The sequence below is a fragment of the Cryobacterium sp. Y50 genome (assembly GCF_002929805.1).
Taxonomy (GTDB): Bacteria; Actinomycetota; Actinomycetes; order Actinomycetales; family Microbacteriaceae; genus Cryobacterium.
The window spans coordinates 66310-80622 of the sequence record NZ_PJJM01000093.1 but is presented as its reverse complement, the minus strand read 5'-3'; the positions used below and the strand labels follow the sequence as shown (position 1 = coordinate 80622).

Here is a 14313-nt window from a genome sequence, read left to right as displayed (position 1 = left end):
TCGCTGCAGGTGCGATGGATCCCCTGTGGCTGCTGTTCTTAGAAGTCGAAGTCGCCGACGTTGTCCTTATCCACGATGATCGATGCATTGCCGTTGAACGCATTGGCGATGCCTTCAACCGGGATCAGCGAGTTGTAACCTTCAACGCCGAGGTCGGTACCTTCTTTGATGGTGTCGCCATTGGCCAAAATCTGGGCGGCGGCGAGCATCGCTTCTCCGGCGAGTGCCGGGTCCCAGAAGAAGGCCTTGTCGATGGAGCCGTCTTCAAGGTATTTCTTGGCGACCGAGGGAATCGATGTGCCCATTACGCAGACGTCATCCTGCAGCCCCGCTTCCTGCACGGCGCGGGCGATGCCTGCGACGTCAGTTCCTGCTGAGCCTTGGAATCCCTTGATGTTCGGGTATTTGGCGAGAACTTCCTTGGCCCGCTGGTAGGCCGTGTTCTCATCTTCCTTGGACTCGATCGGGTCGGAGACCCGAGTGATTTCTGGGAAGTTCTCATCGGCGTATTCCTGTGCGCCGCCGACCCAGTCCATGTGCGTCTTGGCAGTGAGCCCTCCAACGAAGGCTGCGTACTCGCCCGTGCCGCCCATGCAGTCGCCGAGGTTTTCCATGATCAACCGGCCGTAGGAATTGTTGTCGAACGCTTCAATATCAACGTCGACGTTTTTCATACCGGCAGCTTCGTGAGCGACGACAATGATCCCCTGCTCGCGGGCCTGAGTAAGGATGTTTTCCAAGGCTTCGGGGGAGTTTGGGACCACCGTGATGGCGGTCGGGGACTGCGGCAGAAGGTCCTGAATGATCTGGATCTGCTTTTCCGGGCTGGCATCGTCGGCGCCCTGCTGGCGGGCGTCAACTCCGGTGCGGGCGGCGTAGCTGTCGACGCCGACCTCCATGCGGTCAAACCAACCAACACCGGCGATCTTGACGACCGTCACCATCGTCATGTCCTCTGGGGCGATGGACCCCGAGGCGTTGTCGCCGCCGCCCGTGCTGCCGGTCGTTCCACAGGCCGTCAAGGCCAGTGCTGCCAGACCGGCAACCGCCAAAGACTTATAGCCTCTGCGCTTCATCTTTCACTCCTTTGTGTGCGGATCAGGTGATGTCTTTAGACGCCCCCGGCGTTGGCCTCAGAAGGGCCAGCGCATTTTGTGTTTCTAGAATGCGGTGCGTTTGCGCACTTGTCAAACAGATTTAGGCAGAAATATGTAATTTCGCGCAGAAACGTGCAAGAATTCCGTATATGTCGCGCAAATGTTATAAAAGACTCAGCACGGGGGGCACGTGAGCAAACTTCGACAGTCGATCATTCTGAAAATGGTTGAAGAAGCCGGATATCAGCAGGTTGGCGCCCTCGCATCTGCCCTCGGCGTTGACGCCTCCACCATTCGACGTGATCTCGAGAAGCTTGAGAAGCTCGGCACGATTGAACGCAGTCATGGTGGGGCCTCGCTACCGGAGCCGGCTTCGCGGCAGGACGTTCCTTTCAGCGTGAAGGAGCGACAGCATGGCACCGAAAAGTCAGCTATTGGCGCGGCCATGGCCGAACGAATCGGTGACGGGCAAACCGTGCTCCTCGATAGCGGGTCAACCACCCTCGAAGTCGCCCGTCACCTGAGCAACCGCAGTGGTCTCACGTTGATCACCAACGATCTGCGCATTGGCCTCGAAATTGCAACGCATAAGCATGCGCACGTCGTCGTTCTGGGCGGCGAGTTGCTGCCGAATGTCTATACCCTCTGGGGTGACAACGCAGTCACTCAACTGAAGAAACTCAAGGTTGACGTCGCCGTGTTTGGTGCGGATGCCGTCAATGCGAACGGCATCACCAATACCAATGGGTACGAGCTAGAGCTGAAACAAACGATGCTCTCCATTGCAACGTCTGCCTTTCTCGTTGCGGACAGTTCCAAATTTGAGCGTCAGGCGCTCTTTCGCGTCTTTTCACTCGCTCAGATGACGGCGGGAATCACCGACGATCTGTTCGATCCGATCGTCGCCGCAAACTACCCAGTCCCCATCATTCGCGTACCGGTGACGCGAACCCTTCTATAAGTCAGGAATAACATGAGCGCAGTCGCATTTATCGGTTTAGGCACCATGGGACAAGGCATGGTCGCCAACCTCGTTGCTGGCGGGCACGACGTTACGGTCTGGAACCGCAGCACCGTCGCGACCGATGCGTTGCCGTCGGAGCGTATTGTTGTTTCCGACAGCATTGCAAAAGCCGTCGCCGGTGCCGAGTTCGTGATGTATGCCCTGGCCGACGACGTGGCAGTCACCGATGTCGTTCTCGGAGCCCGGGGAATTGCGGCGAGCGTCGATGTCACGTCGATTGTCATCGACCTGTCGACCATCTCCCCGGCCGCCAGCGCAGCTGAAGCCGCGGCCTTTTCTGCGCGCGGCGTGCGCTTTCTCGACGCGCCTGTTTTTGGATCCAAGGGAGAGGCGGCCAACGGAGGTCTGTGGATCGTCGTTGGCGGGGATGAAGCGACCTTCGAAAGTTCCAAAGTCGTGCTGGAGCCGATCAGTGCCACCATGCACTACATGGGGCCGTCGGGGAATGGCGCGAAGATGAAGCTCGTGGGAAACCTCGTGGTTGCTGCCCAGCTGGAAGCGCTGGGGGAGTCACTGTCCCTCGCGAAAAAAGCCGGTCTTAATCTTCACGACGTTCTCGGCGTATTTTCGGTCACCGACTTTCGCTCTCCAATCTTTGATGGTGTCGGTTCTGCGGTTATCGCGGATGACTATTCCCCAAGCTTTGCGCTCAAGCTCATGCTCAAGGACGGCAACCTCGTGAAGGACTTCGCCGAAAGTCTCGATGTGGCGGTACCGGGCACGATGGCCACCGTTTCAACCATCGAGCGAGCCTTTGACGCCGGATACGGCGAAGAGAATGCATCCGCTCTCATCAAGGTTCTCGCCTCCGACGCCGGAGTGAACCTGGCCAAGTAGCGGGCCGCCGCCGGGTTGCTCGCACGCCTGGTCTCGATCGCTCGTATCACGCGCCTCGTGCGTCGGGCCTCGCACCTCGACCGGGCGGGGTAAGGCGAGCCGCGTGCAGAACTCAGCCATCTCGCCTCGGCTTGAATGCGCCTATGGAAAACTCTGCTGGGAGAGACTGCAGCGTGCACCCTGCGCGACTCGCGAAAGCGCCATATGCACGTCCGCGTTCGGCGCATAGGGGGCTCTCCAGCGAATCCATGACAAGAATATTGACGCCCTATTGAAAAATGAAAAGACGCTAATAGTCTTGAAAACTAAGGGTATCTGGGGTGGCTGGCCATTCGGCATCTGCTGTCATCGATTGAAATTTGATCGTGTGAAAGCGTTGACCGTTGATTCCGACGCATCCCTGAAAGAATAATACGTTTTTCGAACCGCTCAACCACACCGCGAGCGCGATGACCGCGAACACGTGGAAGAGCATAACGGTGAGCAGCGTCGACATGAAAAAGGAGCGCGCGTACGCTCGGTATATAAAATTAATACGGATTAATAGAAATTTAGAGGAGCGGTATGAGCGGGCCGATTCCGTTTACGCCGACTTTTGGTGTCACGCCACCTGTGCTGGTCGGCCGGCGGTCGATCATTCGTGAAGCCGATGAAGCGATTACCGATGGCCCTGGCGCTCCAGATCGAGCGATGCTCATCAGAGGCGCCGGTGGTACGAGCAAGACGGCGACGCTCAATGCAATCGAGGATCAGGCTCACTATCACGGAAGACGCACGCCCGGGCTTGCCTGCGTCGGTCATCGTCTGTGGCGATACGCGGGCGATAGCGCCACCATCACGGCCACGCACGCTAACCGGGCCATCCCCGAAGCCAGTACCCGGCTCGGGGATCTCGTTCATGCGCCCGCCGTGCAGGCACTCTCTTCCACCGATCGTCGATACCTCCAGGCAATGGCACGGGACGACGGTGCAAGTACTTCGGCGAACATTTATATTCGCGAACAGTTGATGGCCGACTAGTGAGCGCAAACTCGGTCACAGACCCTTCGACTCAGGTCGACCGACGCGGGTTGGGTTGCGCTGCGCCGGGCTACGAGCCCGCGGCCGCCAGGCGGTAGCCGATGCCGCGCACGGTTTCGATTCGCTCGGCCCCCGAGCTCGTACGCCCGATTTTCTTGCGCACATTGGCCACGTGCACCTCGAGCGAGCGCCGGTCGGAATCTGCCACGAGACCGCTCGTGGCGTAGCTCTCTCCGTGCAACTTCAGAATGAGTTCGGCCTTGCTGTGCACCCTGTTGCCGGGCTGGATCAGGCTCGCGAGCAGGTCGAATTCGCTGCGCGTCAGCAAAACAGATCCCCCACCTACCTCTACGAGGCGCCGTTCGGGGTTGAGACGCAGGCCGTCATGCTGCAGCCAGCCGCTTGCCAATAGATCGGGATCAGCTGCAGCCGTCGCTCGTCGTAGCACGGCGTCGATGCGGGCGCGCAGCTCCCCGGTTCTAAACGGCTTGGCCACGAAATCGTCGGCTCCGGCGCTCAGGCCGCGCACGACGTCGATCTCTTCGAAGCGGGCGGAGATCATGATGATGCTCCGGTCGGTGAGTAGGCGAATGCGTTTGAGGGTTTCGAAACCGTCCATGCCGGGCATGTTGACGTCGAGGGTCGTCAGGGTTGGGTTCAGGTCTTGCACGAGCTGCACGCCCGCGGCGCCGGTGCAGGCGATCTTCACGACAAATCCGGCCTCGATGAGAATGGCCTCGAGCACCTCGCCAATATCGGCGTCATCTTCGATCACCACGGCCACGCGTTCAACGATCTCGGTCATGGCGCCCCCCCTGTTTTGCGTGCCACTCGAACTTTACCCGTCTGATCGGCGTATTAGCTGCGTGCTACCGGTCTGGGTTCGACCGGTGGTTCCCAGGTGCGGGCGCCTTTGCGGGTGTCGGCGTCTACACCGCTGATTCCAGTCAACACCGCTGCGGTCGCGGTCGCGCGCAGCGGTGTGGGTACCGGCAGCGCAGTGAGCGGCAGCGTGAGCTCGAACCGGCTGCCCGCAGTCGACGAGTGTGCCAGGCGCAGATCGCCGCCGTGCCGCCGCGCGATGTCGCGACTGATTCCGAGGCCCAGCCCGGTACCGGTCTGGGTTGACAGCCGTGCCGACTCGGTGCGAAAGTACGGCTCGAAAACCCGCGCGCGATCGGCCGCAGCGATTCCGCATCCGCTGTCGGTAATCGCAAACGTCACCGTGTCGCCATCGCGTGTCTCGCTCACGGTCACCGTGCCGCCGACGCGGTTGTACTTGAGGGCGTTGGTGAGCAGATTGTCGAAGACCTGCCGAATGCGATTCGGGTCGACCTCGGCCCAGGCCAAGTCGGCGGCGATGACATCGATGGTGACCTGCCGCGCATCGGCGGCAGCACGGCTCTCAGCCAGGGAATGATCGATCAGCACCCGAACGTCGGTCGCCGCGCGGTGCAGCTCTAGCTGAGGGGTGCCGGTGCTGCGCGCCAGCAGCAGATCGGCGAGGATCGTCTCCATCTGCTCGACGCCCCGCACAATTACCCCGGCTCGCCGCTTCACCGTCTGTGCCTGCTCGCTCGAGCGCTGCACCAGCTCGGCGTTGCCCAAAATAGAAGTGAGCGGAGTGCGCAGTTCGTGGACGACCGACTCGATCAGGTCGTCTCGGGCCCGCACTGCCTGTTCGGTGAGCGCCGTCTGTGCTGCCAGTTCGCGGCGTTTACGACGGATTCGTGTGCCCGACACCCCCGCTGCCGCCGACATAATGATCATGGTCAGCGGAAAAGCGACGAGGCGGGTGAACTCCCTGGAGTCGAATTCGGCGTAGCCCGCGAAAAAGTTGTTCGGGCTTGTCGCGATCACGACGGTGAGGCAGATCACGAAACCCCACGGGCCGAAGGAATAGGCGATCCAGATGATCGGCAGCATGAGCAGCAGCGCCCCGCCGGAAAGCATGGGATCGTCGGCCAGCGCCGTTAAACGGATCCCCAGAATATCCACCAGGGGTACCAGTAGTGACAACCGCTGAAATAGTGCGGTGCGGCTCCACAGAACGGTCGCGAGTGTCACGAGCACGATCATGGCTGCCCCGCAGGCGTACAGCACCGGGTCGAGGGTGTTCGAGCGGCCCACCACCACGGCCGTGCCCACGACCAGCAGCGCCCCGAGCACTACGATCTGAAATTCCCACAGGGATCGGGCATAGTCCGCGTGGTGTCTCGCCATGCCCATTTTCCCCATGGCGGTATCCTAACCACTGGGGGCGCAAGTGGGAGTCCGTGAACGGGGTGCTGTTCCCATGAGTGTGCCGCTCAAATCGGCCCGCAACTCATGACTCGGTGAGTGAAACTCATAGTTCGGCGAGCGGATGCCGCAGCCGGCGTGTGAGCCGCCCGCATCCGCTCGCCAGGGCTGTCACCGACCAGTACGAGCGGTCCGTGCAGCGTCGTTCAACCGGATCAGGCGGTGGCGCGCTGTCGCCTGCTCGTGGTCACCAATGCGAGGCCGAGGAGGAGCGCGGCGCCACCACCTGCGAGTAGGAGCATGGGGGTGTCGTAGCCCGTGGAGGCGAGCCCGATGTAGCCGACATATTTTTCATCTGGCGGCACCGCGGCACCCGTCACGGCCAGGGACGACTTTTCGTCGGGAACGTAGGTGACAGCGGATGCTGCGGCCGGCACGGTAAGGAGGGTCAGCGCGGCCAGTGTGGTGATGGCGAGGAGCTTCTTGAGCATGAGTAAATTCCTGTCAGAACGGTTGTTTTGGCACGAATCGAGGCGACGGGTCTGCCTCGAACGCCTCACCGTACCGAGCTTTACCGTAGATATCTACGGGGAATTGACGATTTGTCACCTATTTCGGCTGACTGTTATGCTCTCTGGCCGCGCTGCGCGGCGAAATTTACCGTGGAACAATTACGTATGATCAACGAGACTTCGCCCCTGCCGCTCTTTCTGGTGCTGAACGGCCCGAATCTCAACCTCCTTGGCACGCGCGAGCCCGAGCGGTACGGGTTCGAAACCCTGCTCGACCTCGAGACGCGCGTCACCGCCGCGGCCGCCCGGCTGAACGTGCGGGTCGAGTTTTTTCAGAGCAACCACGAGGGCGCGCTCATCGATGCCATCCACGGCGCCCGCGGTGTGGCCACCGGACTCATCCTCAACGCGGGGGCCTACACCCACACCTCGATAGCCATTCGCGATGCGATTGTCGGCGTCGCCATCCCTACCGTCGAAGTGCATGTCACCAACGTGCATGCGCGCGAGGAGTTTCGTCACACCTCTTATATCGCCGAGAAAGCGGATGCCGTCATCGCCGGCGCCGGCTTGCTCGGCTACGTCTTCGCCCTCGAGCTTCTGGTCGCCAAGTACGCCTGATACGGGCGTTGCCCCGCTGCGTCAGACCTGGCGGGCGCATTGGCCTTCGGTGCTAGATTCTTGCTGATGTGGCGGTTGCGAACTTTGGCACGCCCGCAGTGCTGCGCAGTTCAAGAAGTTCGTCGGCCGTCATGGCGGGGCGATGCTAGCCGCGCACTCGGCTGTAGGGTGACTGTTGCGGCGCCAGCCCTCGACCGAACGGACGAACCATGCCCGATCTTATTTTGCGCTCCGTCAGGCAGCCTGGCGACACTTCATTCTCGGATGTGCACATAACCGGCGGCGTCATCACGCAGATTGTGCCTGCCGGCACCATGCCGAGCAGCACGACGCCAAGCAGCACAGCGGTCGTCGGTGCAGACTCAGCCAGCACGCGCCCGGTCGCTGCACACTCAACCGGCACTCACGCAACCCGACCGGCCCCGGCCCCCGCTGCAGGCTCGACGGGCACGCCCGTCGCCGTGGATCTCGACGGCCGTACCGTCATCCCCGGCCTCTGGGACGAACACGTGCACTTCACCCAGTGGGCGCTCACCGGCGCCCGGTTCGACCTTTCCGCCGCCTCGTGCGCTCGCGACGCCCTCGAACTCGTGCGCGCGCAGGCCACGGCCGCGGCGCGCTCGACCCCGTTGATCGGCGTCAGATTTCGCGATGCGATCTGGGCCGACATACCAACGCTGCGCGATCTCGATGAGGTGACGCGGGGGCATCCGACCGCTTTGATCAGCCACGATCTGCACTGTGTCTGGCTCAATAGTGCGGCCGCCGAGCGTTTCGGTGTGCGGGTCGACGAATCCGGACTGCTGCGCGAACAGGCCGCGTTCGCCCTCACGATTGCGCTCGGCCAGCTGCCCGATGCCGAGGTCGACGCCCTGGCCGCCCAGGCCGGAACCCGCGCCGCAGCCCGCGGCGTCGTCGGCGTCGTCGACTTCGAAATGACCTGGAACCGCGACGTTTGGCAGCGCCGCATCGCCAGCGGATTCGACTCCCTGCGAATCGACGCCGGCGTCTACCTGGCCGACCTCGACCGCGCCATTGCCGAGCGGATGCACACCGGCGACCGCATCGCAGACACCCGCGGCCTGCTCACCGTGGGACCGCTCAAGCTGCTCATCGACGGGTCGCTGGGAACGCGCACGGCGTTCTGCGTCAACGAGTATCCGGTCGGCGGGCATGGCGTGCTCACCGTGAGTGAAGACGAGCTGGTTGAAATTCTCCTCAACGCCAACGCGGCCGGGCTGCTGCCCGCGGTACACGCGATCGGCGATGCCGCGAACACGATCGCGCTCAACGCCTTCGAACGGGCCGCCGCCGGCCGCCTCGACAGCGCCAGCCGCGCCGCCCTCGCCGAGGCCATCGACCCAGCAAGCCTGGCTGCTCGCATCGGGATGACCGGTCGCGCGCCCGCCGGCCGCATCGAGCACGCCCAGTTTCTGCAGGCCGACGACTTTGCGCGCTTCGCCCGCCTCGGAGTCATCGCAAGCGTGCAACCGGAGCACGCGCTCGACGACCGCGACACCGTAGAACTGAACTGGGCCGCGGGCGCCGACCGTGTTTTCGCCCTGCGCTCACTGCTCGACGCCGGGGCGACACTCGCATTCGGATCCGACGCCCCCGTCGCACCCCTCGACCCGTTCACCGCCATGAGCGCCGCGTCGTCGCGGGCCCGCACCGACGGCCGCGAACCCTGGCGCCCCGACCAGGTCGTGACCCGCGCCCAGGCACTCGCCGCCTCAGCCCGCGGACGCACCCGCCTGCGCGTCGGCGACGTCGCCGACATTGCCATCCTCGACGGTGACCCGCTGACCGTCTCCGACGCAGTCTTCGAACGGATGCCCGTCGCCGCGACGCTCCTGGCCGGTCGCGTCACCCACGGCGCCGACTTCTTCGCGGGCTAGCTGACCACGGACGGGTCTCAGTGGACAACTTCGGTGGGTGAAGGTCGGGCGTCACCCACCAAAGTTGTCTACTGAGTCGATGCCCTGAAACTCACGACTCCGACCAGCGAACGACCTACCCGAACCGACCAGAAACGTAGTCCTCGGTCGCCTGCACGCTGGGGTTTGAGAACATCGTCGTCGTGTCGTCGTACTCGATGAGCTTGCCCGGCTTGCCGGTGCCTGCAATGTTGAAGAACGCGGTGCGGTCAGACACTCGCGAGGCCTGCTGCATGTTGTGCGTCACGATCACGATCGTGTACTCGCTCTTCATCTCCTCGATGAGGTCTTCAATGGCGAGCGTCGAGATGGGGTCGAGCGCCGAGCACGGCTCGTCCATCAAGATCACGTCGGGCTCGACCGCAATGGCGCGGGCGATGCAGAGTCGCTGCTGCTGCCCGCCGGAGAGGCCCGATCCGGGACGCGCGAGGCGGTCCTTGACCTCGTTCCACAGGTTTGCGCCGCGGAGGGCTTTTTCGGTGAGGTCGTCGGCATCCGTTTTCGACATGCGTCGGTTGTTGAGCTTGACGCCGGCCAGCACGTTGTCCTGAATCGACATGGTCGGAAACGGGTTCGGTCGTTGAAAGACCATGCCGACCTGACGGCGCACGAGCACCGGGTCAACGCCGGGACCGTAGAGGTTGTTGCCGTCGATGAGCACTTCACCCTCGACGCGGGCACCGGGGATGACCTCGTGCATGCGGTTGAGTGTGCGTATAAACGTGGATTTTCCGCAGCCACTCGGCCCGATGAGCGCGGTCACAGTGCGGGGCTCGATCACGATGGACACGCCTTCGACGGCGAGAAAGTTGGTGTAATAGACGTTGAGGTCGTTGACTTCGATGCGCTTAGACATGAGTCCCTTTCTAAGAAGAAGTGTTAGCGGCCCAGCTTGGGCGAGAACCAGTAGGCGATCAGGCGGGCTAGTCCGTTGAGCGCCATGACGATCACAATCAGGGTGAGCGCCGCGGCCCAGGCCCGGTCGACGTACGCCTGCGAATCCGCTCCCTGGTTGGCGTATTGCGTATAGACGAACACCGGCAACGTCATCATGCGCTCACCGAACAGGTCGTAATTCATGCTCGAGGTGAATCCGGCGATGATCAGCAGCGGCGCGGTCTCACCGATCACGCGGGCGATCGCCAGCATGACGCCGGTGACGATTCCGGCAATGGATGTCGGCAGCACGACCTTGAGAATGGTCAGCCATTTCGGCACCCCGAGTGCAAAAGCAGCCTCGCGAAGTTCGTTCGGCACGAGCTTGAGCATCTCCTCGCTCGAGCGCACCACCACGGGAATCATCAGGACCGACAGGGCAATTGCGCCTCCGAATCCAAAGCGAATACCCGGGTCGTTGAACAGCAGCGCGAACAGTGCGAACGCGAACAGTCCGGCGACGATCGAGGGGATGCCGGTCATCACGTCGACGAAGAAGGTGATGGCTTTGGCGAGCTTGCCACGGCCGTACTCAACCAGGTAGATCGAGGCCAGCAGCCCGATCGGCACTGAAATGAGCGTGGCCATGCCGGTCACCAGAAGCGTGCCGATGACGGCGTGCAGCACGCCGCCGCCGGCACCGACCACGTTGCGCTGCGAGGAGGTGAAGAACGTCGGCGTCAGAAACGCGGGTAGCCCGTTGACCACGGTCGTGTAGATGATCGACACGAGCGGCAGCAGCGCGATGATGAAGGCCGCGGTCACAAGCGCCGTCATCAAGCGGTCTTTGGCCTTGCGCGAGCCCTCGACCAGGCGGGACAGCACGTAGATCGCCACGCAGTACAGCACCGTGCCGAACACGATCGTGCCCACGATGTTGAAACCATCAACGGTCCCCGACAGAAAGAGCATGGCGAAGAACGCGGCCGACACGGCCCAGCTGGCCAGCAGAATCCAGAGCGAGGAGCGCCGGGGTAGCTTGCCGGCGGTGAGCGAGTTGGTCAGCGGGGAAGCTTCTAAAACGGATGTCATCAGTTGGCTCCCGAAAATGCCTTACGGCTGTTGATAATGACTCGGGCCAGCATGTTCACGAGCAGGGTGACCACGAACAGCACGAGGCCGGTGGCCAGCAGAATATTCACGCCGACGCCGTGGGCCTCCGGAAAGTTCAACGCGATGTTCGAGGCAATGGTGTTCGAATTCTGAGCGGTGAACAGCTGAAAGATAACCTCCGAGCTGGGGGAAAGCACCATGGCAACTGCCATGGTCTCACCGAGAGCCCGACCGAGGCCGAGCATCGAGGCGGAGATGATGCCGGGCAGTCCGAACGGCAGTACCGCCATGCGGATCATTTCCCAGCGCGTTGCACCGAGGGCCAGGGCGGCTTCTTCGTGCAGTAGCGGCGTCTGCAGAAAGATTTCGCGGCAGATGGCGGTAATGATCGGCAGAATCATGACGGCGAGCACAATGGCGACCGTGAAGATGGTGCGTCCGGTGCCCGAGGCGGGGCCCTGGAACGGGGTGAACCACCCGAACCATTCCACCAGGGTGGTGTAGAACGGCTGCACCATCGGGGCGAGTACGCCGATGCCCCAGAGCCCGAAGACCACCGAGGGAACGGCGGCGAGCAGGTCGACCAGATAGCCGAGCCCCTGAGCGAGCTTGCGCGGGGCGAAGTGCGAGATGAACAACGCAATGCCGATGGCGACGGGCACGGCCATGAGCAGGGCCAGGATGGCCGAGTAGATGGTGCCGAAAACCAGCGGGCCCACGTAGGACCAGAAGTTGGTCACGTCGCCGCTGAAATCATCGGGTGCGGCGACGAACGCCGGCAGGCTCTCCACGAGGAGGAAGAGTGCCACGGCGGCGAGCATGGCAAGAATCAGGCTGCCGGCAATGACGGTAGCCGAGGAGAAGATGCGGTCACCCGGTCGTTGCCTGGCCTTGACGTTCGTGGCGGCATTTGTGGTCATGCCGGGGTCTCCCTAGAAAACAAAAAAATGGTGAAATCCTGATGCGGGGTATCGGTATTGGGCTGCGAGCGTCATTCAAGAAGACGTGCACACCCCAGTCTGCCCGATCAGCCCACGCAGTTGTGCGAGAGCGGACCGGGCAGGTGTGTTCAGGTGCTACTTGACGGTCGCGAGAACCGCGGCGACGTTGGCTTCGAGCTCGGAAGACAGCGGCGCGACACCGGCGTGCTCTTCAGCAACGGCCTGGCCGGCAGCGCTGGAGATGAACTCGATGTAGGCCTTGACGAGCTCGCCCTGCGCAGCATCGGCGTACTCGTTGCAGACGATCGCGTAGCTCACCAGAACCAGCGGGTATTCCGCCGGGTTGGTGGTCTTGCGGTTCAGGTCAAGCGCGAGGTCATCGGCTGCGCGGTCGGCCACGAGGGGCGATCCGGCGACAACTTCGGCCGCGGCCTCGGGGGTGTAAGCGACGAAGTCGGTGCCGACCATGAGCTTGGCGGTGCTGAGCGTTCCGGCCTGCGATGCATCGGCGTAGCCGATCATGTTCGTGCCGTTGGTGACAGCGTCAACGACGCCCGAGGTGCCCTTAGCGCCTTCTCCGCCGAACGGAAAGGTGTCAGACGCCTTTTCGGTCCAGACGGTGGGTGCGGTCTGGCCGAGGTAATCGGTGAAGTTCTTGGTGGTACCCGAGTCGTCTGAGCGGTGTACGGCGTGAATGACCTCGGAGGGGAGGGTCGCGTCGGGGTTCAGCGCAACGATGGCCGCGTCGTCCCAGCTGGTGATGGCGCCCGAGAAGATCTTGGCGAGCGTGTCGGCGTCAATGTTGAGTTCGTCAACACCGTCGACGTTGAAGATCACGGCGATGGGGGAGATATAAACCGGAAGGTCGACAGCCTTGGAGTCGGGAGCGCAAGAGGCGAAGGTGCCCGCGAGCTCTTCGGTGCTCATGTAGGAGTCGCTGCCGGCGAAGTCGGTGCCGCCGGCGATGAAGGCTTCGCGGCCACCGCCGGAGCCGGAGGGCTCGTAGTTGATGGTCACGCCGTTGTTGGCGGTCTGGAACGCGGCGATCCAGGCCTGCTGGGCGGCGTCCATGGAGGAGGCGCCGGCGCCGTTCAGGGTGCCGGTGAGCGTGCTAGCAGATGCACCGTCGCCGGTGGTGGCAACATCGCCTTCGTTTGCTGCACAGGAGGAGAGTGCGAGGCCTGCGGCAATGGCGATGACCGCGGGGCGGCCGAAACGCTTGAAGTTCACGTGAATCCCTTTCAAGATGGAGAACAAGACATGATTGCTGGTGCGTGGGCCGGTGCTGACCCAGAACGAGGTTAAACAAGGCAGGTAACCGCCGACCGACCGCAAGGTAAACAGGAGGTAAACGCGAGATAACGCTTCGCGCATTTCGCAGGCAGCCAACGTCGTTCGATGGCGGTCCTGGCGCGCCGGCGCCGGTCGATTATAGGACTGAATTGCCAAAAGGCAATTTCGTACCATAAGATTGATCCTTGGTGTCTGGTGCCGTCTTTCGTGGCGTGTCTGGCACCAATCCCGCGTGACCAGCATTCAATACAGAGCGACAGTGAGGGTATGGCCAAAAAAGACGGTGTCATCGAAATCGAGGGCGCGGTAGTCGAAGCTCTGCCCAACGCGATGTTTCGCGTTGAGCTGTCAAACGGCCACCGAGTTCTTGCCCACATCTCGGGCAAGATGCGTCAGCACTACATCCGTATCCTTCCAGAGGACCGCGTGATCGTTGAGCTGAGCCCGTACGACCTGACCCGCGGCCGGATCGTCTACCGCTACAAGTAACGACTGCTGTAAGTAACGGCCGACGGCATCCCGTTGGTACGAAGACAGCGAAAAACAAGGAATCACCATGAAGGTCAAGCCCAGCGTTAAAAAGATCTGTGACAAGTGCAAGGTCATCCGCCGTAACGGCAACGTGATGGTCATCTGCGAGAACCCGCGTCACAAGCAGCGCCAGGGTTAATCTCCCTTCGAGATTTACCTGAGTATCCGCAGTAAATAAGCACAGCTAGATAGCAGTTCCGGGAGCTCTTCGGGGTGACACCATCGGTTGGAGGCCGGTGTACAGGAACTGTTACAGACCTCCATCACTAA

The 14313-nt window shown here is 62.3% G+C and carries 16 protein-coding genes; 7 read left to right on the top strand and 9 right to left on the bottom strand.

What is annotated here, in order from left to right; translation table 11 throughout:
- Positions 1-38: 38 nt before the first annotated feature.
- Entirely contained in the window at positions 39-1076 is a 1038-nt protein-coding gene (locus CXY73_RS11880) for an autoinducer 2 ABC transporter substrate-binding protein (RefSeq protein ID WP_104136360.1), read from the bottom strand.
- 211 nt (positions 1077-1287) lie between these two features.
- Between CXY73_RS11880 and CXY73_RS11875 the strand changes: the two genes are divergently transcribed.
- Together CXY73_RS11875 and CXY73_RS11870 are read left to right on the top strand one after the other, a co-directional pair.
- Positions 1288-2058 carry a DeoR/GlpR family DNA-binding transcription regulator gene (locus tag CXY73_RS11875; protein WP_233198290.1) on the top strand — a complete coding sequence of 257 codons (771 nt, stop codon included), beginning with the start codon at positions 1288-1290 and terminating at the stop codon, positions 2056-2058.
- 12 nt (positions 2059-2070) lie between these two features.
- Positions 2071-2958, top strand: coding sequence for an NAD(P)-dependent oxidoreductase (locus CXY73_RS11870; protein ID WP_104177820.1), 888 nt, complete (start codon positions 2071-2073; stop codon positions 2956-2958).
- A 289-nt stretch (positions 2959-3247) separates the two neighbouring features.
- On the opposite strand, the gene CXY73_RS23580 is transcribed toward CXY73_RS11870, so the two are convergent.
- Positions 3248-3454, bottom strand: a complete 207-nt coding sequence (locus CXY73_RS23580; protein WP_104177819.1) for a sugar transferase — start codon at positions 3452-3454, stop codon at positions 3248-3250.
- 68 nt (positions 3455-3522) lie between these two features.
- Between CXY73_RS23580 and CXY73_RS11860 the strand changes: the two genes are divergently transcribed.
- Positions 3523-3978, top strand: coding sequence for a hypothetical protein (locus tag CXY73_RS11860; RefSeq protein ID WP_104177818.1), 456 nt, complete (start codon positions 3523-3525; stop codon positions 3976-3978).
- Positions 3979-4048: 70 nt separating this feature from the next.
- Here the strand turns inward: CXY73_RS11860 and CXY73_RS11855 are convergent, their stop codons facing one another.
- From CXY73_RS11855 to CXY73_RS11845, 3 genes are all read right to left on the bottom strand, one after another.
- Complete coding sequence (locus CXY73_RS11855) at positions 4049-4783, bottom strand: response regulator transcription factor (protein WP_104177817.1); 735 nt, start codon at positions 4781-4783, stop codon at positions 4049-4051.
- A gap of 53 nt (positions 4784-4836) precedes the next feature.
- Complete coding sequence (locus CXY73_RS11850; RefSeq protein WP_104177816.1) at positions 4837-6216, bottom strand: cell wall metabolism sensor histidine kinase WalK; 1380 nt, start codon at positions 6214-6216, stop codon at positions 4837-4839.
- Between the two features lie 218 nt (positions 6217-6434).
- The gene (locus CXY73_RS11845; RefSeq protein WP_104136376.1) at positions 6435-6710 is read right to left on the bottom strand and encodes an LPXTG cell wall anchor domain-containing protein; all 276 of its coding nucleotides are present in this window, start codon (positions 6708-6710) and stop codon (positions 6435-6437) included.
- Positions 6711-6896: 186 nt separating this feature from the next.
- Between CXY73_RS11845 and aroQ the strand changes: the two genes are divergently transcribed.
- Entirely contained in the window at positions 6897-7352 is a 456-nt protein-coding gene (gene aroQ / locus CXY73_RS11840) for a type II 3-dehydroquinate dehydratase (protein WP_104177815.1), read from the top strand.
- Positions 7353-7561: 209 nt separating this feature from the next.
- Positions 7562-9250 (top strand): amidohydrolase, encoded by a 1689-nt coding sequence (locus CXY73_RS11835; protein ID WP_233198289.1) that lies wholly within the window; start codon positions 7562-7564, stop codon positions 9248-9250.
- Positions 9251-9365: 115 nt separating this feature from the next.
- Here CXY73_RS11835 and pstB read toward each other — a convergent pair whose 3' ends face one another.
- From pstB to pstS, 4 genes are all read right to left on the bottom strand, one after another.
- Positions 9366-10145 (bottom strand): phosphate ABC transporter ATP-binding protein PstB, encoded by a 780-nt coding sequence (gene pstB, locus CXY73_RS11830; protein ID WP_104136381.1) that lies wholly within the window; start codon positions 10143-10145, stop codon positions 9366-9368.
- A 23-nt stretch (positions 10146-10168) separates the two neighbouring features.
- The gene (gene pstA, locus CXY73_RS11825; RefSeq protein ID WP_104136383.1) at positions 10169-11257 is read right to left on the bottom strand and encodes a phosphate ABC transporter permease PstA; all 1089 of its coding nucleotides are present in this window, start codon (positions 11255-11257) and stop codon (positions 10169-10171) included.
- Positions 11257-12198, bottom strand: coding sequence for a phosphate ABC transporter permease subunit PstC (gene pstC, locus CXY73_RS11820; protein ID WP_104177814.1), 942 nt, complete (start codon positions 12196-12198; stop codon positions 11257-11259). The genes pstA and pstC overlap by 1 nt, the downstream gene beginning before the upstream one ends.
- Positions 12199-12354: 156 nt before the next feature.
- On the bottom strand, positions 12355-13449 hold the full coding sequence (gene pstS / locus CXY73_RS11815) for a phosphate ABC transporter substrate-binding protein PstS (RefSeq protein ID WP_233198288.1): 1095 nt from the start codon (positions 13447-13449) through the stop codon (positions 12355-12357).
- Positions 13450-13779: 330 nt separating this feature from the next.
- Between pstS and infA the strand changes: the two genes are divergently transcribed.
- Positions 13780-14001, top strand: coding sequence for a translation initiation factor IF-1 (gene infA / locus CXY73_RS11810; RefSeq protein WP_035834638.1), 222 nt, complete (start codon positions 13780-13782; stop codon positions 13999-14001).
- A gap of 67 nt (positions 14002-14068) precedes the next feature.
- Positions 14069-14182 (top strand): 50S ribosomal protein L36, encoded by a 114-nt coding sequence (rpmJ, locus tag CXY73_RS11805; RefSeq protein WP_035834639.1) that lies wholly within the window; start codon positions 14069-14071, stop codon positions 14180-14182.
- Positions 14183-14313 lie beyond the last annotated feature (131 nt).

Excerpts from the sequence above, each read along its gene's own strand:
- pstC (WP_104177814.1), bottom strand. The coding sequence starts at position 12,198 with ATGACCACAAATGCCGCCACGAACGTCAAGGCCAGGCAACGACCGGGT.
- CXY73_RS11835 (WP_233198289.1), top strand. The coding sequence starts at position 7,562 with ATGCCCGATCTTATTTTGCGCTCCGTCAGGCAGCCTGGCGACACTTCA.
- rpmJ (WP_035834639.1), top strand. The coding sequence starts at position 14,069 with ATGAAGGTCAAGCCCAGCGTTAAAAAGATCTGTGACAAGTGCAAGGTC.
- pstB (WP_104136381.1), bottom strand. The coding sequence starts at position 10,145 with ATGTCTAAGCGCATCGAAGTCAACGACCTCAACGTCTATTACACCAAC.
- CXY73_RS11845 (WP_104136376.1), bottom strand. The coding sequence starts at position 6,710 with ATGCTCAAGAAGCTCCTCGCCATCACCACACTGGCCGCGCTGACCCTC.
- aroQ (WP_104177815.1), top strand. The coding sequence starts at position 6,897 with ATGATCAACGAGACTTCGCCCCTGCCGCTCTTTCTGGTGCTGAACGGC.
- pstA (WP_104136383.1), bottom strand. The coding sequence starts at position 11,257 with ATGACATCCGTTTTAGAAGCTTCCCCGCTGACCAACTCGCTCACCGCC.
- CXY73_RS11880 (WP_104136360.1), bottom strand. The coding sequence starts at position 1,076 with ATGAAGCGCAGAGGCTATAAGTCTTTGGCGGTTGCCGGTCTGGCAGCA.
- CXY73_RS11855 (WP_104177817.1), bottom strand. The coding sequence starts at position 4,783 with ATGACCGAGATCGTTGAACGCGTGGCCGTGGTGATCGAAGATGACGCC.
- infA (WP_035834638.1), top strand. The coding sequence starts at position 13,780 with ATGGCCAAAAAAGACGGTGTCATCGAAATCGAGGGCGCGGTAGTCGAA.
- CXY73_RS23580 (WP_104177819.1), bottom strand. The coding sequence starts at position 3,454 with ATGTCGACGCTGCTCACCGTTATGCTCTTCCACGTGTTCGCGGTCATC.
- CXY73_RS11870 (WP_104177820.1), top strand. The coding sequence starts at position 2,071 with ATGAGCGCAGTCGCATTTATCGGTTTAGGCACCATGGGACAAGGCATG.
- CXY73_RS11860 (WP_104177818.1), top strand. The coding sequence starts at position 3,523 with ATGAGCGGGCCGATTCCGTTTACGCCGACTTTTGGTGTCACGCCACCT.
- CXY73_RS11850 (WP_104177816.1), bottom strand. The coding sequence starts at position 6,216 with ATGGGGAAAATGGGCATGGCGAGACACCACGCGGACTATGCCCGATCC.